The 17,527-nt window shown below is 58.6% G+C and carries 21 protein-coding genes; 3 read left to right on the top strand and 18 right to left on the bottom strand.

Annotated features, from left to right (window positions below):
* Positions 1-5: 5 nt before the first annotated feature.
* From QRN55_RS10865 to QRN55_RS10830, 8 genes are all read right to left on the bottom strand, one after another.
* A complete protein-coding gene (locus QRN55_RS10865; protein WP_112499147.1) occupies positions 6-533 on the bottom strand; it encodes a tyrosine phosphatase family protein in 528 nt (175 codons plus the stop codon).
* On the bottom strand, positions 530-1,141 hold the full coding sequence (locus QRN55_RS10860; protein WP_284776713.1) for a YfbR-like 5'-deoxynucleotidase: 612 nt from the start codon (positions 1,139-1,141) through the stop codon (positions 530-532). The genes QRN55_RS10865 and QRN55_RS10860 overlap by 4 nt, the downstream gene beginning before the upstream one ends.
* A gap of 2 nt (positions 1,142-1,143) precedes the next feature.
* Positions 1,144-1,992 (bottom strand): CAF17-like 4Fe-4S cluster assembly/insertion protein YgfZ, encoded by an 849-nt coding sequence (ygfZ, locus tag QRN55_RS10855; RefSeq protein ID WP_284776712.1) that lies wholly within the window; start codon positions 1,990-1,992, stop codon positions 1,144-1,146.
* Between the two features lie 107 nt (positions 1,993-2,099).
* Positions 2,100-2,849: a hypothetical protein gene (locus QRN55_RS10850; RefSeq protein ID WP_233122962.1), complete on the bottom strand. Its 750-nt coding sequence runs from the start codon at positions 2,847-2,849 to the stop codon at positions 2,100-2,102.
* Positions 2,850-2,862: 13 nt separating this feature from the next.
* Positions 2,863-3,120 (bottom strand): hypothetical protein, encoded by a 258-nt coding sequence (locus QRN55_RS10845; RefSeq protein WP_111841631.1) that lies wholly within the window; start codon positions 3,118-3,120, stop codon positions 2,863-2,865.
* Between the two features lie 104 nt (positions 3,121-3,224).
* Positions 3,225-3,650, bottom strand: coding sequence for a TIGR02301 family protein (locus tag QRN55_RS10840; RefSeq protein WP_431355646.1), 426 nt, complete (start codon positions 3,648-3,650; stop codon positions 3,225-3,227).
* 62 nt (positions 3,651-3,712) lie between these two features.
* Positions 3,713-4,132: an NUDIX hydrolase gene (locus tag QRN55_RS10835; protein ID WP_284776711.1), complete on the bottom strand. Its 420-nt coding sequence runs from the start codon at positions 4,130-4,132 to the stop codon at positions 3,713-3,715.
* Between the two features lie 36 nt (positions 4,133-4,168).
* On the bottom strand, positions 4,169-4,849 hold the full coding sequence (locus tag QRN55_RS10830; RefSeq protein WP_284776710.1) for a glutathione S-transferase family protein: 681 nt from the start codon (positions 4,847-4,849) through the stop codon (positions 4,169-4,171).
* Between the two features lie 120 nt (positions 4,850-4,969).
* On the opposite strand from QRN55_RS10830, the gene QRN55_RS10825 reads away from it, so the two are divergent.
* Positions 4,970-5,293 (top strand): YnfA family protein, encoded by a 324-nt coding sequence (locus QRN55_RS10825; RefSeq protein ID WP_284776709.1) that lies wholly within the window; start codon positions 4,970-4,972, stop codon positions 5,291-5,293.
* 11 nt (positions 5,294-5,304) lie between these two features.
* Positions 5,305-6,066, top strand: coding sequence for an SOS response-associated peptidase (locus QRN55_RS10820; RefSeq protein ID WP_284776708.1), 762 nt, complete (start codon positions 5,305-5,307; stop codon positions 6,064-6,066).
* On the opposite strand, the gene QRN55_RS10815 is transcribed toward QRN55_RS10820, so the two are convergent.
* The 6 genes from QRN55_RS10815 to QRN55_RS10790 all read right to left on the bottom strand — a co-directional run bounded on the left by QRN55_RS10815 (position 6,063) and on the right by QRN55_RS10790 (position 13,775).
* On the bottom strand, positions 6,063-7,400 hold the full coding sequence (locus QRN55_RS10815; protein WP_284776707.1) for a GGDEF domain-containing response regulator: 1,338 nt from the start codon (positions 7,398-7,400) through the stop codon (positions 6,063-6,065). The two genes, QRN55_RS10820 and QRN55_RS10815, sit on opposite strands and share 4 nt — an antisense overlap.
* Before the next feature lie 253 nt (positions 7,401-7,653).
* Positions 7,654-7,779 (bottom strand): hypothetical protein, encoded by a 126-nt coding sequence (locus QRN55_RS10810; protein ID WP_277877901.1) that lies wholly within the window; start codon positions 7,777-7,779, stop codon positions 7,654-7,656.
* Positions 7,780-7,958: 179 nt separating this feature from the next.
* Positions 7,959-8,825 carry a CDP-diacylglycerol--serine O-phosphatidyltransferase gene (gene pssA / locus QRN55_RS10805; protein ID WP_284776706.1) on the bottom strand — a complete coding sequence of 289 codons (867 nt, stop codon included), beginning with the start codon at positions 8,823-8,825 and terminating at the stop codon, positions 7,959-7,961.
* A gap of 23 nt (positions 8,826-8,848) precedes the next feature.
* The gene (locus QRN55_RS10800; RefSeq protein WP_111841639.1) at positions 8,849-9,547 is read right to left on the bottom strand and encodes a phosphatidylserine decarboxylase; all 699 of its coding nucleotides are present in this window, start codon (positions 9,545-9,547) and stop codon (positions 8,849-8,851) included.
* Between the two features lie 150 nt (positions 9,548-9,697).
* The gene (locus QRN55_RS10795; RefSeq protein ID WP_284776705.1) at positions 9,698-11,587 is read right to left on the bottom strand and encodes an ABCB family ABC transporter ATP-binding protein/permease; all 1,890 of its coding nucleotides are present in this window, start codon (positions 11,585-11,587) and stop codon (positions 9,698-9,700) included.
* Between the two features lie 115 nt (positions 11,588-11,702).
* The gene (locus QRN55_RS10790; RefSeq protein ID WP_284776704.1) at positions 11,703-13,775 is read right to left on the bottom strand and encodes a LysM peptidoglycan-binding domain-containing protein; all 2,073 of its coding nucleotides are present in this window, start codon (positions 13,773-13,775) and stop codon (positions 11,703-11,705) included.
* A 154-nt stretch (positions 13,776-13,929) separates the two neighbouring features.
* Between QRN55_RS10790 and QRN55_RS10785 the strand changes: the two genes are divergently transcribed.
* Positions 13,930-14,550, top strand: coding sequence for an LOG family protein (locus tag QRN55_RS10785; RefSeq protein ID WP_284776703.1), 621 nt, complete (start codon positions 13,930-13,932; stop codon positions 14,548-14,550).
* On the opposite strand, the gene rarD is transcribed toward QRN55_RS10785, so the two are convergent.
* The 4 genes from rarD to QRN55_RS10765 all read right to left on the bottom strand — a co-directional run bounded on the left by rarD (position 14,547) and on the right by QRN55_RS10765 (position 17,527).
* Positions 14,547-15,467 carry an EamA family transporter RarD gene (gene rarD, locus QRN55_RS10780; RefSeq protein WP_284777156.1) on the bottom strand — a complete coding sequence of 307 codons (921 nt, stop codon included), beginning with the start codon at positions 15,465-15,467 and terminating at the stop codon, positions 14,547-14,549. The two genes, QRN55_RS10785 and rarD, sit on opposite strands and share 4 nt — an antisense overlap.
* Positions 15,468-15,636: 169 nt before the next feature.
* Positions 15,637-16,593: a prolyl aminopeptidase gene (gene pip, locus QRN55_RS10775; RefSeq protein ID WP_284776702.1), complete on the bottom strand. Its 957-nt coding sequence runs from the start codon at positions 16,591-16,593 to the stop codon at positions 15,637-15,639.
* Complete coding sequence (locus QRN55_RS10770) at positions 16,590-17,063, bottom strand: GFA family protein (protein WP_284776701.1); 474 nt, start codon at positions 17,061-17,063, stop codon at positions 16,590-16,592. Before QRN55_RS10770 ends, pip begins: the two co-directional genes overlap by 4 nt.
* The gene (locus QRN55_RS10765) at positions 17,060-17,527 is read right to left on the bottom strand and encodes a GFA family protein (RefSeq protein WP_284776700.1); all 468 of its coding nucleotides are present in this window, start codon (positions 17,525-17,527) and stop codon (positions 17,060-17,062) included. Before QRN55_RS10765 ends, QRN55_RS10770 begins: the two co-directional genes overlap by 4 nt.

Here is a 17,527-nt window from a genome sequence, read left to right as displayed (position 1 = left end):
GGACGTTATGCGATGGCGTCACTGAGCGGCAGCACGAAGGGGACGTTGCCGTCCGTATCCGCACCACGCCCGATCGTCTTGATGGCGGCAATGAGCGCGCCACCCCGTCCCAGCAATTGATCTCCGATGGCGATGATGCGTGAATTCGGCGTGGAATAGGGCGAGACCGCGCGCAATCTGGCGGCAAGTGCTGCGTCATCCTGTTGTGGCTGCACGGCCAGAACAGCGATCAGCGCGGCTGCCGGTGAGCGGGAAACGCCCATCCAGCAATGAACGAGAAGCGGCGCCGACTGATCCCAACTGCGCGCAAAATCAATCACTTGCTGAACATGGACCTCATCCGGCGCAATCAGCTTGTCGGTGCCCTTGAAGGTGATGTCATTCATCTGCAATGTCAGGTGCCGGTCTGCCGAAATGACGGCAGGACGATGAAACGCCTGCTCCTTGGCGATCAGCGTGATCATCTCTTTCGATTTATGGCGCACTGCCATTTCCGCGATACGCGATAGCGGCGATACGACAATAGCGCTCATGGTCCTGCCTTTCGCAGCAGTTCGATAGCCTCGAAACGCTGCATGAACCGGCTTTGCGCGGCAAGTGCCGGTGCCGGTTCGATATCGATCATGTCTTTGGTGATGCCGCGCGGCAGGCCGAAAAACTTGTTCGCTTCCGCCATCGAGAAACCGGCAAGCTCGGTCGCTTCGAAATAAGCCGCGACGGTATCGGCTTTCTTGATCCGGTCTTTCAGGTCGCGGCTGGCATGCGGCGGCAGGCCGAAACGCAGGTGTATGGCAGCCTCCAGCCGCTTTTCCACACTCTTGTATCCGCCACCCACCACGGATTTGAACGGAGAAATCATATCGCCGATGACATATTCCGGTGCATCGTGCAGCAGGGCAAACAGCATATCAGTTGCTGTGACAGCCGGGTTCATGCGGCAGAAGATGGTCTCGACGATCAGGCTGTGCTGAGCGACAGAAAATGCATGGTCGCCTCGCGTTTGGCCGTTCCAGCGGGCAACACGCGCAAGCCCGTGGGCGATATCAACCAGTTCGACATCGAGCGGTGAGGGATCCAGAAGGTCGAGCCGCCTGCCGGACAGCATGCGTTGCCATGCACGTGGCGTCTTAGGCGCGGCCAAACTCAGGCCTCCGCATTGGCCGCAGGGTCTGCGCTGGGAAAGCTGAGGCCGCTCCATGCAGGCAGGGCGACAGTCACGGCAACATCGTCTGCCGTGATATCCGTGCCGGACGCGATGGCGTCTGCAACGCGGTCGATGCGGACGATGGCAAGCCCCTTGCTGCCACTGACAGTGCCGAGCGTGCCGATGGGCTTGCCGCCTGCCATAAGTTCGGTGCCGACAGCCGGGAGCGCCGTTTGCGCGCTGACGATGACGACACGCCTACGCGCAGTGCCGCGATGCTTCATGCGCGACACGACTTCCTGGCCCACAAAGCATCCTTTTTTGAAGGAAACACCGCCGTTCACATCCATCATGACATCGTGTGGAAAAGCATCCTGCAACGCGTAATCTGCGCCTGCGATGACGATACCGTTCTCGACGCGCAAAGCGTTGTAGGTCGCGGCATCACCGGAAGCGGATGCGCCGGGCGCGCGGACAAGATCGATACCAGCGGCTGCAAACCGGCTGTCCTTGATGGCGCATTCTGGAGCAGTCTCATTCCAGTAAACGCTGATGCCCTGTGCCGCGTCCGCTTTTAGTTCGACCGGCGCGCGCAGCTTGTAGAGCGTCAGACGGCGCAGAAGGGCGTCCTGCTGGTCGGCTCCGGTCTCAAGCATATAACCTTCACCATCGCGCCAGATCAGGAACTCGAACATGATCTTGCCCTGCGGCGTCAGCAGCGCACCTGTGCGAGCTTCGCCTTCGGGCAGGGAATCGAGGTCTGGCGTGATGAGGTTTTGCAAAAAGTCCGTGGCACCGGTGCCGGAAACACGGATGAGTGCGCGGTCTGGAAGAAAAGCGGAGGACATGGGCGTTACCGTTCGGGTTTGTTCATCTCGAACAAAAACATGTCGCGTGCCCCTGTTCACACGACATGTTCTAGGGTTTTTGACGAGAAACGACAAGCGCTTCCGGTTCAATCACCTGCGGTGAAGAACTTCCACTGACCATCCGGCGAGATGCCGATGCGGTAAAAGCTGTAATTTCCGTATTCCTGCATGTCGGCCAGATCACCAGCGGTGATGATGCGCAGCAGCTCCACTTTTTCCGGCGGCGTCAGGGTCGTCAGCGACTTACCCGCGAAATAGGGGAAGACATACATTTCATCCGGCGTGCCAGCGTCGATATGGGCGTAGCCGGTGGACAGAAGATCGATGATGATGGCGAGAACTTCCAGACCATCCGGGTCGCCGGAGAAGCTTTTCAATGCCGCGATAGGGTCTTCACCATCGCCATCAACGCGGGCCTGGTTGGGGCCGGGATTGACCAGCGGACGCAGCTTTTCGATGTTGCCGGTCGCGGCGGCATCGATAATCATCTGGCGCAAACGGCGAACCGGCTCCGGTGCCTTGCTGATGTCATGCTCGATCTGCGCGGAAATCTGCGGTGTGTCTTTGTCTGCGGGCGCAGCCTGCTGACCGGAAGAGCGGTTAACCAATGGGTCGGGCAGGGGAATGCCGTCCGAATCGCCTTCGATAGCCTCCGGCTCGACCGGCTGCTGCTTGTCGGCGGGCTTTTCGCCCTCTTCGGTGGCAGCACCCGGCGCAGGCTTGAGTTCGGACAGCGCGAAGGCACCGTTGGGAAAGCTGACTGCGGCAAGCGTCAGAGAGAGCGTCAAGGAAAGCGCGGCAGATGACCGCAAAAGCCCCTTGAGAGAGCAAGACATAGTGAACTCCGGCTTATTGAATAATGCGATGCGGGGAAAACTCGCCTTCGAGCATCCGTTGGCGCAACGATTCGAGCATGGCTTCGGCGCCCGCTTCGCCATGCATGCGGATGGTTTCGCGCATGGCCAGAGCAATAGCGGCGTCTGCGATAATCTCCGGCTCGATGCCATCGGCCATACCATCGGCCCATGCTTCGTTCTGATGTTCCAGAGCGACCTGCATCTTTTCATGCACGATCATATCGTGGATTTCGTTACGGCTTGTTTGCATCTTTCATCCTCGACAGGCAGGCAACTCGTTACCACCCTGTTAACAACTCTAACAGTCTTTTATCAAAACGGCACGGCCTGCGGCCAAAAGAGGTTAATAAACCTCTAATTTCCAAACCTTGACGCGATTTCCTGCGCCAGTGTTGCCCCTTCGATACGATATTTCTCTTCCGCGGCGATGGCAGCCGGTGTGCAGGCGGTGTGAACCGCCGCGAATGTGCGATACCCGCGGTTGAAGGCAGCCGTCATGCGTTGCTTGCGCTGCGGTTCGGTTGCGGTATCTGCCGCCAGAAGGTCGCCCATTGCCTTGCGCCACTCTTCCGAACCAGTGGCGGGGCACAGCGTGCGAAGATATTGCACGGCTCCCAGAATTTCAGACAGACGGGCCATCTGGTTATCATAGGGGGCGGGTTTGTTTTGCTGGGGTGGCGCGGATGGTGACGGCGCAGACGGCTGTGCGGCGGAAAGGGATGCGAAAGGCATCACCACACCAAGGCCAATCAACAGCGAAAGCGAAAGTCGTCGTTTCATCAATTTACGCATTACCCGACAGTTTGTTTCAACAACGTTCGTGCAAATAGCCGCGATTCTGCTCAGCATTGCAACTGGCCCAGCACACGTTGTGCGCATTCCAGTACGCTTTCCGGTGCGGGTAGGGCGCGGATTTCCTCCAGCGTGTACCAACCAGCATCCGCCGCATCATCTGCTGCCGTGACAAGCGCGTCCTCATCGGCCTCGACGGTGAAGACCGACAGAAAGAAGTGGCTGGTCAGCTGCCCTGCATCGTCATGGGACGGAAGATCATAGGTCGCGAAAAGGCGTGGATGCCGCGCGATGACACCCGTTTCCTCCGCGAGCTCCCGCAGAGCCGTTTCTTCCGGCATCTCGCCTTCATCGCCCCGGCCACCCGGAAAGGCGAACATGCCCTGTGAAGGTGGGTTGATGCGCCGCACGAGAAGCAGACGATCCCCACGGCGCAGGATTGCGGAAGAGGCAGGTTGTGGCTGGGGCATGGAACATCCTTTGCGATGAAACACCCGATTATGCGCTCAACCTTGCAGGAAACGTGGCGGCATCTTTTCCTTGAAGGGAAAATACTCAAAATACGGGCGAGCCTCCGCTATCGTCCGTTTCACCGAGGGACGCGCCATCAAGCGTTCGAAGTAGGCTTCTGTATTGGGCATGTCAGTGCCGAATGGATGAACGATCGATGCGTAGAACAGCGCAGGCGCCGCCGCGCAGTCCGCCATCGAGAATTCCTTGCCGTTTGACCACTCCCGGGTGGCCATGTGCTTTTCGAGAACGCCGTAAGCTTTATCCAGCGTGGCATGGGCTTCTGCAACGCCGTGCGGGTCAAGACCGTCCTGTGGGCGAAAGCGCTCGGCCACGATCCGCTGCATGGGCATCTGCACGTAGAGATCGAAGAAGCGGTCCCAGAGCCGTGTCTGCAACGCCGTTTCCGCATCTTTTGGCAGGAGCACGGCGGGCCCCGAATAGTGCTGCTGGAGATATTCTATAATGATGCTCGTCTCCGGCAGTATCGTGTCGGTTGCGCTGTCGTGCAGCACCGGGATTTTGCCGATGGGCCAGCGTTCGAGGAATTCCTGTCTCGATTCAGAATCTGCGAAGTTGACGATAACGGGTTCAAAAGGCGTCTCATTTTCGTAGAGAGCGATGAGAACCTTGTGACAGAAAGACGATAGCGGGTGGAGGTAAAGCTGAAGGGTCATGACACGATTTCCAATAGCTGATGGTTGTGACAGCGTGCGGTCTTCAATATCGGTCTGCGCCAGCTATGATGCGCTCAAGGAATCAAAAATGCCACTTCGGTGTTGTCTCGAAAGCCGCAAATGAAACTCTACCTCATCTACGCCGCTGCCGCTTTGGCGGAAATTGCCGGGTGCTTCGCATTCTGGGCGTGGCTGCGGATGGGAGAGAGTGTGGGCTGGCTGGTGCCGGGCATGATCTCGCTGGTAGCCTTTGCATGGTTGCTGACGCTCGTGCCGACCGAAGCGGCGGGCAGGGCCTATGCGGCGTATGGAGGTATTTACATCGTCGCGTCGCTGATCTGGCTCTGGAGCGTGGAGGGGCAAACGCCTGATTGCTGGGATATAGCGGGCGGTGTCGTATGTCTGGCGGGCGCTTCGCTCATCCTGTTTGGTCCAAGAGCTTAAGGGAGGCGGCGATGTGCGGACGCTTCGTTTTGAATGCAACGCCGGAAGAGGTTGCGGAGTATCTCGACCTGATCGGTCTGGAGGATTTTCCTGCCCGTTTCAACATCGCGCCAACCCAGCCCATTCTGGTCATCCTCGAAGGCGCGCGGCCCGAACCGGGCAGCAATTTGCCGAACCGGCAGGCCATGCTGGCGCGGTGGGGTTTTCTGCCCGGCTGGGTGAAAGACCCCAAGGAATTTCCGTTGTTGATCAATGCCCGCTCTGAAACCGCCATTGGCAAGGCGTCGTTTCGCGCGGCCATGCGCCACCGCCGCGTTCTCATTCCAGCCACCGGCTTTTACGAGTGGCGCAGGCCTGCGAAGGAAGAAGGCGGTAAAGCGCAGGCCTATTACATCAAGCCGAAACACGGCGGTATCGTCGCTTTCGCAGGTCTGATGGAAACATGGTCGTCGGCAGATGGATCGGAAGTCGATACGGGTGCAATTCTGACGACCGCCGCCAACCGCTCGATATCCCGTGTCCACGACCGGATGCCGGTGGTGATCGCGCCGGAGGATTTCAGCCGCTGGCTGGACTGCAAGACGCAGGAGCCGCGCGACGTTTCCGACCTGATGACGGCGGCGAGCGAAGATTTCTTCGATCTCGTGCCCGTTTCGGACAGGGTCAACAAGGTCGCAAATACCGGACCTGATCTCATAGAGGCCGTCACCGAAAGCCAACCGCTTGCGCGAGCCGTTTCTAAAAATTCAGACGAGCAACTCTCACTGTTTTAAGGTGCAGAAAGAGACGATGTTGTCTGTGACGAGGAAGTTAGCGGCGTCCGCCTTCCGCGCGCCTGTGTGATGACGGGATCGGGATAAACGCGGTTTCGGCCATTCTCCTTTGCCATGTAAAGCAACCGATCCGCAGCGGTTAGCTGATTGCCGATGGGCTCGTTGCTTTCGATTTCCACGACGCCGATGGAGATCGTCAGCGCCACGTCGCAGATGCTGAAGTACATCCCGTTTTTTTCCACCGCTTCGCGCATGGCTTCACAGAAGTCATAGGCTTGCTCGCCACTTAATCCCTTCAGAAGCAGGCCAAACTCCTCGCCACCGAGCCGGGCGACGAGGTGACCATGTGGAGCGCAGAGGTCTGACAACAGCCGGGCCAGCTTCGTCAATGCCCTGTCACCAGCCTCGTGACCCAATGTGTCGTTGATCTTCTTGAAATAGTCGATGTCGAGGATGGCGACCGCGCCGCGCTGGGACTGATCGCCCTGGGCTTTCATGGTCTCAAGAAAGGCATTTGCCTGATCAAAAAACGAACGACGGTTGGAAAGGCCGGTAAGGTCGTCGCGATCTGCAAGTTGGCGCAGCCGCATCAGTTGCTTGAGCGTTTCGATGTTGTTGTCGATCCGGCATTGCAATTCTTCCGGCACGAAAGGGCGGTAGATGAAATCCGAGGCGCCTGCTTTCAGGAACTGTGCAGACAGCATGCGATCCGTGGAAGCTGAAACGCCGACGATGCGCAGGTCCTGCGATGTGCGGCTGAGACGGATGCGGCGGGTCAACTCGTGACCGTCCATATCGGGCATCAGGTAATCTGTAATCACAAGCTGGATGGATGGCTCGCTTGCCAGAATTTCCAACGCCTGCGCGCCGGAATGGGCTTCGCGAACGGTGAAATTCTGCCGCGCCAGAATTTCGACGAGGCTGGAGCGGGCAGCGCGTGCATCATCTACGACCAGAATGGAGAACTGCCGGTTGGTCAGAATTCGCTCGACCGTCTTGACTACCGTTTCCACGGTGCGATGGGTGTCCTTGACGATGTAGTCGATGATTTTGCGTTCCGCGTAGTGCAGCCGCGCCGTATCATCGACAGTTCCGGTGAAAACGATCGTGGGCACATTGCGCTTCTCCAGCGCGGTGAGGATTTCGCCATTGGGTGCATCGGGAAGGTTGAGACCGGTCAGTGCCAGCGTAAACCTGTGACGCTCGATCAGGATCTGCGCGTCTTTGAGCGTATCGCAGTGAAAAACATTCGCCGTCGTGTCTGCACTCAGTCGGGTTTTCAACAACATGGAAAGCGCGATAGAATCTTCGACGATTAGAATCTTGTCCTGCATGGCAATATCTCGATCTGAAAATGCGATGATCTGAAAATGAATTTCGGTCGAAAGGCACTGCATCTGCCCGGAAATATCCGAAGAAGCTGCAATTACGCATGAAAAGATTGCAAAATATAAAATTCCAAGCCGCTTTCACGGTTTGGTTGTCAAATGATGAGTGACGCTGTGCGAGCGACATCCACAAAACAAAAACGGCGCCCGGTGGCGCCATTTGTCTGTCTTCAAAAAACTGTGGCAGCTAAAGTTGCGCTCACACCGTCTTCGGCTTGCGGGCCACCATCATGGCGGCGGCTGCGACGGCTCTCAGACCAAGCGGCTGATAATGGCTGTTGAGATCAGGTTTTGCCGGGGCTTCGGCTTTCTTCGTTTCGGTCATTCCACTCTCCAGAGGTCCTGTGCAAGCCTTCGATTCGTGGGCTTGCCTGATGACGTCTGTCGTGGGAAATCGTGACGAATTCGAGGCAATTTTAATCAATTGAAAATTGCACACTGCGACATTTCGTGTTCGCCCTGCGCCTCAAACCCGCCGCAATAAAGCTGGCGGTTGCCGTAGCGTCAGATGCCTCGATCCATGCCTATGCCATCGTGATGATCGCCATGGGCGTCCTCATCGATGGTGAGCGTGCCATAACGCTTGTGCCAGATGCGCGCACTGAATGGCAGGAAGGCGAGATAGGCGAGAACGGTCACAACCAGAATTTCCCACGTGAAGCTCATCAGCAGCGCTACGTAGAGCACGACGATGAGAATGGCAGGCATGACCAGATCGCGGCGGATGCGGCTTTCGGACTTGCCTGACCAGACCGGCAGACGGCTGATGAGAAAGTAGCCGATCAGGACCGTGTAAGCGGCAGCGAAATACGCGAAGGTCTTGCCGGGCTCGATGCCGAGGAAACCAAGATAGACGGGCAGCAGCACCAGCATGGCACCCATGGGGGCGGGCACACCGACGAAGAATTCGTTCTGCCAAGGTGCCTTGACCTCACGTTCGATCATGACGTTGAAGCGGGCGAGGCGCAGACCGGCGGCGATGACGTAGATGAGGGCCGCGATCCAGCCGAGCGAGCGGGCCTGATCGAGAAGGTAAGCGTAGACAACGAGAGCCGGGGCAACACCGAAGTTGACGATGTCCGCCAGCGAATCCATCTGCGCGCCGAACTTGGAGGTCGCCTTCATCATGCGGGCAAGACGTCCGTCAACACCATCCAAGAATGCGGCGAGCAGCACCATGGCGACGGCCAGTTCGAACCGGCCTTCGAAAGCAAGCCTGACACCGCTCAAGCCCGCACAAATGGCAAGCACGGTGACGAGATTGGGGATGATGAGCCGCAGCGGGATTTCCCGAAGGCGCGGCCCGCGACCGCTATCCTTGGTCATCTCAGGCTTGTCGTTGGTGCTGGGCGATGGCGTCGGCGTGTCCATGGTGCTCGCTTCCTATCGTCTGATCAGCCGCGACGGCTGATGACCGGACCCTTGGCAGAACCGAATTCCGCCAGAACGGTTTCACCGGCAATGGCTGTCTGGCCAACGGAAACGCGTGGCTGGAAGCCTTCCGGCAGGAAGATGTCCAGACGCGAACCGAAGCGGATGAGGCCGAAGCGCTCGCCAGCATCGACAGGCTCGTTCGGCTTGACCCAGCAGACGATGCGGCGGGCGACCATGCCTGCGATCTGGACGACGCCGACCTTGCCGTGTGCCGTCTCGATGACGAGGCCGTTACGCTCATTGTCTTCCGACGCTTTGTCGACTTCGGCATTGAGGAAGAGGCCGGGGCGGTAGGCGACATTGATGATCCGGCCACGCACGGGCGCGCGGTTTACGTGGCAGTTGAAGACGTTCATGAAAACGGAGATGCGGACCATCGGCTCCTTGCCGAGTTCCAGTTCCAGCGGCGGGACCACGGTCATCACGGCGGAAACCTTGCCATCGGCAGGGCTGATGACAAGGTCGTCATCCTGCGGCGTGACGCGCTCGGGATCGCGGAAGAAATAGGCGCACCAGGCGGTAAGGACGAGGCCGACCCAGAACAGCGGTTCGGCTATCCAGCCAAGCACCAGCGATGCGACGAAGAAGGCGGCCACAAAGACATAACCTTCCTTATGGATCGGCACGATGGTGTTACGAATGGTGTCGAACAGGCTCATTGATCTTTCTTCTCCGAATTGATTACCGCTGCATATATAATGATTTCACGACGATATACATGTTCTAACGCGATAAAACACGCATAGGTGACTACAGGCAAACCGTGTCACGGGCAATGTGTTCTGCCTGCGCGCCGGGGGTTATACCCGTCAATGCGCAGGCTCGCCGCGATCCACGACACCCAGATCGTCCTTCTCACGCACTTCACGCAGGCGCTCTTCCGCTTGAATGGCCTCGCGCTGGCGGCTCCACATGGAGGCGTAGAGCCCGCCGGAGGCGATGAGCGATGTGTGGGTGCCGCGCTCGGCGATCATGCCATCCTTCAGCACGATGATCTCATCTGCGCCGATGACGGTGGAAAGGCGGTGGGCGATGACGAGCGTGGTGCGGTTTTTCGACACAACATCCAGTGCGCTCTGGATTTCCTGCTCCGTGTGCGTGTCCAATGCCGACGTTGCCTCATCGAGAATGAGGATCGGCGGTGCCTTCAAGATGGTGCGGGCGATGGCGACACGTTGTTTTTCGCCGCCGGAGAGCTTCAGGCCTCTTTCTCCGACCATGGTGTCGTAGCCATGCGGCAACTTGCTGATGAAACCGCTGATCTGGGCGGCATTGGCCGCGGCCATCACCTCGGCCTCGGTCGCGTCAGGGCGACCGTAGCGAATATTGTAGGCGAGCGTATCGTTAAACAGCACCGTGTCCTGCGGAACCATGCCGATGCCCGAGCGCAGGCTTTTCTGGGTGACATCGCGAATGTCCTGACCATCGATGGTGATCGCGCCGCCTTGGATATCGTAGAAGCGGTAGAGCAATCGCGACAGGGTGGACTTGCCCGCACCCGATGGGCCGACGATGGCCACGGTCTTTCCGGCGGGCACATCGAACGAGATGCCCTTGAGAATGGGACGTTCCGCATCATAGGCGAAATGCACATCGCGAAAACAGAGGGCACCGGTGCCGATCTGCAATTCCTTGGCATCCGGCGCATCCACCACTTCTGCCTGGACTTCCAGCAGATCGAACATCTCCTCGATATCCGTCAGCCCCTGGCGGATTTCGCGGTAGACGAAACCGATGAAATTGAGCGGCACGGAAAGCTGCAAAAGCAGCGCGTTGATGAAAACGAAATCGCCGATGGTCTGTTCGCCGCGCTGAACGGCCAGCGCCGACATGACCATCATGATTGCGGAGCCGAGGCCGAAAATGACGCCCTGACCGAAGTTCAGCCAGCCAAGCGATGTCCAGATCGCGGTCGCCGATTTTTCATAGCGCGCCATGGAGGCATCGAAACGGCTGGCCTCCATCTGTTCGTTGCCGAAATATTTGACGGTTTCGAAATTCAGCAGTGAATCGATGGCCTTGGTGTTGGCATCGGTGTCGCTGTCGTTCATGGAGCGGCGGATGCCGATGCGCCAGTTGCTGGCTTTGACCGTAAACCAGATATAGGCCCACACCGTGATGACCGTGACGAAGACGTACCAGAAGCCATAGGTCAGCCAGAAGATGACAGCAGTCAGCAGGAACTCGATAAAGGTCGGGGCGGTATTCAAAATCGTGAAGCGCACGATGGTTTCGATACCCTTCGTGCCGCGCTCTATGACGCGAGATAAGCCGCCGGTCTTGCGCTCCAGATGGAAGCGCAGCGACAGACGGTGCATATGCACGAAGGTTTTGTAAGCCAGTTGCCTGACGGCGTGCTGGCCGACGCTGGCGAACAGTGCATCCCGCAACTGGTTGAAGCCGATCTGGATCAGCCGCGTCAGATTATAGGCAACAACCAGCACCACGGCACCCAGCAGAAATGTCGGGACGAGCCCGGCGAGATCGAGCTTGCCGTTCAGCGCATCCGTCGCCCATTTGAAGAAATAGGGAACCGAAATCAGCACCAGCTTGGCGACCAACAGAAAGAACGTCGCCCAGACCACGCGCATTTTCAGGTCCGGCCTGCCTTGCGGCCACATATAGGGCCAAAGGTTCACGATGGTCTGGAGCGGATTGCTGGCATCCGCTGCGATCGTCTTCTTATTCGGGTCGGTCATGCTCTGCTCCGGCGTCTGCCGGGGTGCAGACAGCAAGACGGCGGCCCTGAGCGAGCCGCCGTCTTGACGTTAATTAATATTTGCACATCACTTTTGCAATGCCGCAAGACGCTGCTTACTTGCCCGTCATCCGCTTGCGGTGCAGTTCTTCCGCATTCGGCAGGGCGTTTTCGGGAACACCAAAAATCTGGCCGGGTTCGATCAGATCCGGGTTTTTGATCTGGTCCTGATTGGCAAGATAGATCGTGGTGTAACGCACGCCCTGACCGTAAACACGGCGCGAAATCTGCCACAGCGTATCGCCCCGACGAATGATGACGGCGCTGTCGCTATGGGCGAGGGGGGCCTGTTCGAAGGTTTTCGGGCCGCTCTGTGCAGGTGCGGGTGTCTGAGCCTGCGCGGAAGTCGGTTCCGCCGTGACGGGGGCTGCCGCATTCAGTTCTGCGAAACGATCCGTCAGCCCGGCAATCTGCCTGCCGATAGCTGCGACATCGTTCGGCAAACCATCGATGACGGCAAACAGAGCGCGTGCCTTGGCAGTGATGTCAGCGACGAAGGCGGTAAAGGCCGGATCGGCAGTCGCCGCCGTGCGGAACTCCGAAAGGGAGCGCAACGCAATCGATGTGGCGGATTTCGCAGCGGCGACCTCTTCCAGAGCAGGCGTCTTGCCGTCCTTGTAAAGACCGGAAAGGATGGCGAATGCCTTGGTGACATCGTCGCGCAGGGCTTCGAATGCCGTGCGGTCGCTGACCACGCCCGGATCCTGTTGAGGAGCGGCTGTGGTGTTGGGTGTCGCGGGCTGTGCGGGTGCCTGCTGCATGGCCACGGTCGCCTGATCCGTTGCCGGACGCGCGAAGGGTACCCGGACGCGAACGGTAACGTTGCCAGCCGCATCGAGTGCTTCCGCTGTCACGATGTGGTTGCCGACGGAAAGATCGACATCACCTTCGATGACGAAACTGCCCGAAGCTTCTGCCTTGGCACTGCCGATCTGCTTGTCATCGACCAGCACACGGACTGTCGTGTTTGCAGGCGCAGAACCGGCAACGAAAATCTTCGTGCCCTCGAACTCGACAGCTACCACGCGGATGGACGGCGTTTCCGTTGAGCTTGCTGCTGGCGCTTGAACCGCAGTCGCGGCAGGGGCTGTCGGTGCTGAACCGTTCTGCGCAAGTGTAGCGTTGCCTGGCTGCGACTGGGCCGTGGCGGTTTCATTATTCGCTGTCGCAGGTGCTTGCAGGGCAGGCGGCGCGGCGTCCGGCATGGTCATGACGCGGCTTGCCTTGCCCGGTGTGGTGACCATAGCAAGAAGTTCGCCGTTCTTCTGCGCTGGCACGGAAACCGTTGCGGTTTCCTGAGACTGTGCTGCCTTGCCATCCTTACCGGTGGCGCGCAACACGATCTCGTGGTCGCCCGGCGGCAGAGGGTTGTCGAGAACGGCAGCAAAATCGCCGCTGCCTTCAACCGTCGTTTGTGCAATGACCTGACCGTTGTTGATGATATCGAGCTTCGAGCCCGGTGTTGCCTTGCCAGCGATAACCGCAGAGCCATCCGGCTCGACGCGGAGTACATCGAAGGTCGGCAATTGAGCTGCATCGGCGGGTGCGGTAGCAGGGGCAGCAGGTGTCGGTGTTGCAGGCGCGACTGGTACCGGTGCGCCATCATCCGTGCCGGCAAACACGCCGGGCAGGCGGCGAACCTGTGCGGCTGCTTCCCGCGCATCCGCAGGCAGACCGCGCAGGAAGGCGATCGTTCTTTCCGCCGCCGTGCGTGCCGTGGTGATCAGGCGCGAGGTGTTCTCATCCAGCGCTTCTGGAATATCGACATTGTCCAGTTCCTTCAGCGAATCCTCGACCTTCTTGCGCGTGGCTGCGAAGTCTTCGTTTGATGGAACGTTGTTGTCGGCGAAGCGGCCCGTCATGTCCTTGATGGACTGGGTTGCCGATTCAGCCAGACGTCCGACCTTCTCGGCGATATTGGTGGTCTCTTTTGCGGCGTCGGACAGGAGGTCACCCGCTTTGTCGCTACCCATTTCCAGGCTGTTCTTGACGTCGTTGCCAGCTTGATTGATGGCATCACCAATCGGCTTGTCGTCTGTGGACATGCGTGGAAGAACGAAGAAGACCATGAGAAGCGTCGCGACGCCAAGCACGATAAGCGCCAGCAGTCCGGCCCTTTTATTGTTCATCATCAATCTCCGGGTAACTTTCCTGTCTTCAAGTTGCGATAGCTAGCGTCTAAGTTACGCTCATACAAGCGGGAGGCCCGCAAAAGCAGCGTTTCCAGCCTGTCATCCCCCAAATTTTCTTGACGGATCGGCTGCCCCGATGTTCCTTCAGCCCATGAGTGAAGAAAATACATCGATTCGATCCATCTGCGTTTACTGCGGCTCCCAGCCCGGACGTGATCCGGCCTATATGGAAGCGGGCCGCGCACTCGGCAAATCCATCGCTGAAAACGGCCTGCGCCTCGTATACGGTGGTGGTACCAAGGGCATCATGGGTGCCGTGGCAAGCGGCGTTCTGGCCAATGGCGGCGAAGTTACGGGTATCATACCGGAATTTCTGGTGGATATGGAGGCCACACGCCATTCTCTCGGACAATTGAACGAATTGATCATTACCAAGGACATGCATGAGCGCAAACACATGATGTTCGAGCGCTCGGATGCCTTCGTGACTTTGCCCGGTGGTATCGGCACGCTGGAAGAGATCGTCGAGATCATGACATGGGCGCAGCTTGGCCGCCATGCCAAGCCGATGGTCTTCGCCAACATCAACGGCTTCTGGGACCCGATGCTGGAATTGATCCGCCATATGCGCGATCAGGGCTTCATCCACCGCGCGCATCTGCTGAACCCGCTGGTGATCGATCAGATCGAGAACATCGTTCCCGCCATCATCGAACGCGCCGCAGCCCAGCAGAACCCCGAGGGCGATCCATCCGTCATCTCCCAGCTCTAAAGCTGTTTCGCTTTTCGGCTGCTGATTAGTCCGGGCACGGTGTAGATCAACAGCGCCGCCCAGATCATGATAAAGGCGATCAGGCGCACCGTGTCGAACGGTTCTTTGAAGATGAAGACAGCGATGATGAAGATCATCGATGGCGCGATATATTGCATAATGCCAATGGTTGACAGCTTCAGCAGCTTTGCGCCATTGCCGTAGAGAATAAGCGGTGTGGCGGTTACGATACCGCTGGCGATCAGCAGCCAGGTATCTGTGGGCGTTCCCGCCATGAAATGCGCCTGACCCGTGCTCATGAGATAGACGATGAAGGCGAGCGCTGGCGGCGTGAGCAGGAGCACTTCCAGCAGAAAACCCTGCGTCGGGCCGATGGGCAAAGTTTTGCGAAAGAAGGCGTAAAAGCCCCATGACACCGTCAAAGCGACGGAGACCCATGGCAGGCTGCCCGCGTGCCACGTCAGCAGGGCGACGGCCAGCGCGGAGAGGGCGATTGCCGATATCTGGAAACGGCTGAGTTTTTCCTTCAACAGCACGGCGCCTAGAAAAATGCTGAACAGCGGATTGATGAAGTAACCGAGGGCGGCATCCAGCGCGCGACCGCTGCCGATGGCCCAGATATAGACGCCCCAGTTGATGCTGATAATGGTTGCCGTCAGGCACGCCATGGCCAGCATGCGCGGCGTTGTCAGTGCTTTTCTGATTTCAGCGGTGCGTCCGAGAAGGATGAGCACGGCGGCAGCGATGGGTACGGACCAGATGACACGGTGCGCGATCACCTCGAACGGCGACACATGCGCGACGGCCTTCATATAAAACGGCAGGAAACCCCACAGGATGTAGGAGGTAAAAGCGTAGGCAAAGCCACGCACGCCATCGCCGGGTTGCGAGGTCTCTGTTGTCTGGTTCACGGCCATTGGAGCTACCAATCTCATCGGATAGCACCGGCCTATTCCTGTTCGGCGTTATATACCAATTCATTTGCGTGAAGCATGCGGTGAGAAAAGCTTTACCTGTTCACAAAACGAACAGGCCGCCTGAATCGGAATATCAGGCGGCACAGCCAGGCCTCTGTAATGATTGGCTTTACTTGCCCGCAAAGCGATCCGTCGCGCGGATGAGCTGATCGAGAATGCCGGGTTCGCTGAGCGCGTGGCCTGCGGCTTCGACAATGTGCAGATCGGCCTTCGGCCATGCTTTGGAAAGCTGCCATGCATATTTCAGCGGACACGGCATATCGTAGCGCCCGTGGACGATGACGCCGGGAATGTCTTTCAGCTTATAGGCATCGCGCAGCAACTGGCCGTCCTCGAACCACCCGGCATTGACGAAGTAATGCGTTTCGATGCGGGCAAAAGCGATTGCGTATTGGTCCTCACCGAATTCTTCCACGCGTGTCTGGTCCGTCACCAGCGAGATCGTTGCGCCTTCCCATTGGCTCCAGGCCTTGGCGCATTCCAGTTTCTTTTTCTCGTCCGTGCCGGTGAGGTAGCGGTTATAGGCCACCATCGTCTCTTGGCGCTCGGCCTCTGGGATGGGTGCGATAAAAGTTTCCCAGCGGTCCGGGTACATTTCGGACACGCCGAACTGGTAGTACCAGTCCAGCTCCGGCTTGGTCAGCGTGTAAATGCCGCGCAGCACGAGCTCGCTCACCCGCTCAGGATGGGTCTCGGCGTAGGCAAGCGCCAGCGTCGAGCCCCAGGAACCACCGAAAACCTGCCATGTCTCGAAGCCGAATTTTTCCCGCAGCCTCTCCATGTCCGCCACCAGATGCCACGTAGTGTTGGCATCCAGAGACGCATGCGGCGTGGAGCGCCCGCAGCCGCGCTGGTCGAACAGGATGACATCGTAAAGCGCGGGATCGAACACCCGGCGTTGCGTAGGGGTAACCCCGCCGCCGGGGCCGCCATGCAGAAAAACGGCAGGCTTGCCGCCCTTGGTGCCGACCCGCTCCCAATAGATCACATGGCCATCGCCGACATCCAGCATGCCGGTTTCGAAGGGTTCGATTTCCGGGTAGAAGCTGCGCAATTCTTCGCTCATGTCGTCTTTTCCTGTGGTGGCCAGTGCAAGGTATCTTCGTCTGGATGCTGGCGGTTTTTGACGGTCTGCGCTGCACCACCTTCCGGCTCTACAGGCAGGATATCGAGATGAGCAAACCAGCCCATCTTGTTGGAAAGATTCGATTGTGCCTCAGGCGAGACGCTCTGCGGATCATCCAGCGAACCAAGAGTGACATTGATGAAATCCATGCCGGGAATATCATAGAATAACGGCGTACCGCATGCTCCACAAAAGCCGCGTCGAACGTGATCTGAGGATTGGAACCAGTTCGGCTCTCCTCGGGTCAAAGTGAAGCGATCACGGCTGCTTGCACCGAGCGGCAGGAAGTAGTTGCCCGACGCCTTCTGGCACATGCGGCAGTGGCAGACATGCGGATAGCGGATGTCGCCTTCGATCCTGTAGCGCACGGCACCACACTGGCAACCGCCGGAGTATGCCGTTGCTGTCATGGGTTCACATTATCTTCCGGTGGCCAGACGTGGGTGTCGTGATCAGGGTGTTGGTAGGAGACCATGGAGCTCTCATCCAGACTTTGCTCTGCAGTTGGCTTGTCGAACAGCGCCTTGATCCACGGCATCTGCATATGCGTGTTCACCTGAACCTGCGGCTCGATCTCCTGCGGGTGATCGAAGGCACCGATGGCGATCTCCACGCCGCCGGGATGATGATAGGTCAGCGGCGTGCCGCATTTGTTGCAAAAGCCGCGATGGATTTTGGCAGACGAGCGGAAGAGGCTAGGCTGCCCCCGCGTCCACGTCAGATGCGCCTGATCCGCCGTCACCAGCGCGCCGAAGAAATTGCCGAAATGTTTCTGACACATGCGGCAATGGCAGATGGAGGGTCGCCCTAGCTTGCCCGCATGAAACCGCACCGCGCCGCACTGGCAACCGCCGGAATAACCCGCATCACTCAT

Origin of the sequence: Agrobacterium sp. lyk4-40-TYG-31, from assembly GCF_030209855.1 — a bacterium.
Classification (GTDB): domain Bacteria; phylum Pseudomonadota; class Alphaproteobacteria; order Rhizobiales; family Rhizobiaceae; genus Agrobacterium; species Agrobacterium vaccinii.
Note: the sequence above shows the minus strand (reverse complement) of the source record. Positions and strands in the feature narration are given on the sequence as shown.

What these genes read in the sequence shown, in the direction of transcription:
- QRN55_RS10815 (WP_284776707.1), bottom strand. Translation starts at nt 7,400, where the DNA reads ATGCAGGACAAGATTCTAATCGTCGAAGATTCTATCGCGCTTTCCATG.
- QRN55_RS10865 (WP_112499147.1), bottom strand. Translation starts at nt 533, where the DNA reads ATGAGCGCTATTGTCGTATCGCCGCTATCGCGTATCGCGGAAATGGCA.
- QRN55_RS10830 (WP_284776710.1), bottom strand. Translation starts at nt 4,849, where the DNA reads ATGACCCTTCAGCTTTACCTCCACCCGCTATCGTCTTTCTGTCACAAG.
- QRN55_RS10765 (WP_284776700.1), bottom strand. Translation starts at nt 17,527, where the DNA reads ATGAGTGATGCGGGTTATTCCGGCGGTTGCCAGTGCGGCGCGGTGCGG.
- pip (WP_284776702.1), bottom strand. Translation starts at nt 16,593, where the DNA reads ATGAGCGAAGAATTGCGCAGCTTCTACCCGGAAATCGAACCCTTCGAA.
- rarD (WP_284777156.1), bottom strand. Translation starts at nt 15,467, where the DNA reads ATGGCCGTGAACCAGACAACAGAGACCTCGCAACCCGGCGATGGCGTG.
- pssA (WP_284776706.1), bottom strand. Translation starts at nt 8,825, where the DNA reads ATGGACACGCCGACGCCATCGCCCAGCACCAACGACAAGCCTGAGATG.
- ygfZ (WP_284776712.1), bottom strand. Translation starts at nt 1,992, where the DNA reads ATGTCCTCCGCTTTTCTTCCAGACCGCGCACTCATCCGTGTTTCCGGC.
- QRN55_RS10810 (WP_277877901.1), bottom strand. Translation starts at nt 7,779, where the DNA reads ATGACCGAAACGAAGAAAGCCGAAGCCCCGGCAAAACCTGATCTCAAC.
- QRN55_RS10825 (WP_284776709.1), top strand. Translation starts at nt 4,970, where the DNA reads ATGAAACTCTACCTCATCTACGCCGCTGCCGCTTTGGCGGAAATTGCC.
- QRN55_RS10845 (WP_111841631.1), bottom strand. Translation starts at nt 3,120, where the DNA reads ATGCAAACAAGCCGTAACGAAATCCACGATATGATCGTGCATGAAAAG.
- QRN55_RS10850 (WP_233122962.1), bottom strand. Translation starts at nt 2,849, where the DNA reads ATGTCTTGCTCTCTCAAGGGGCTTTTGCGGTCATCTGCCGCGCTTTCC.
- QRN55_RS10785 (WP_284776703.1), top strand. Translation starts at nt 13,930, where the DNA reads ATGAGTGAAGAAAATACATCGATTCGATCCATCTGCGTTTACTGCGGC.
- QRN55_RS10820 (WP_284776708.1), top strand. Translation starts at nt 5,305, where the DNA reads ATGTGCGGACGCTTCGTTTTGAATGCAACGCCGGAAGAGGTTGCGGAG.
- QRN55_RS10840 (WP_431355646.1), bottom strand. Translation starts at nt 3,650, where the DNA reads ATGAAACGACGACTTTCGCTTTCGCTGTTGATTGGCCTTGGTGTGGTG.
- QRN55_RS10770 (WP_284776701.1), bottom strand. Translation starts at nt 17,063, where the DNA reads ATGACAGCAACGGCATACTCCGGCGGTTGCCAGTGTGGTGCCGTGCGC.
- QRN55_RS10800 (WP_111841639.1), bottom strand. Translation starts at nt 9,547, where the DNA reads ATGAGCCTGTTCGACACCATTCGTAACACCATCGTGCCGATCCATAAG.
- QRN55_RS10795 (WP_284776705.1), bottom strand. Translation starts at nt 11,587, where the DNA reads ATGACCGACCCGAATAAGAAGACGATCGCAGCGGATGCCAGCAATCCG.
- QRN55_RS10790 (WP_284776704.1), bottom strand. Translation starts at nt 13,775, where the DNA reads ATGAACAATAAAAGGGCCGGACTGCTGGCGCTTATCGTGCTTGGCGTC.
- QRN55_RS10835 (WP_284776711.1), bottom strand. Translation starts at nt 4,132, where the DNA reads ATGCCCCAGCCACAACCTGCCTCTTCCGCAATCCTGCGCCGTGGGGAT.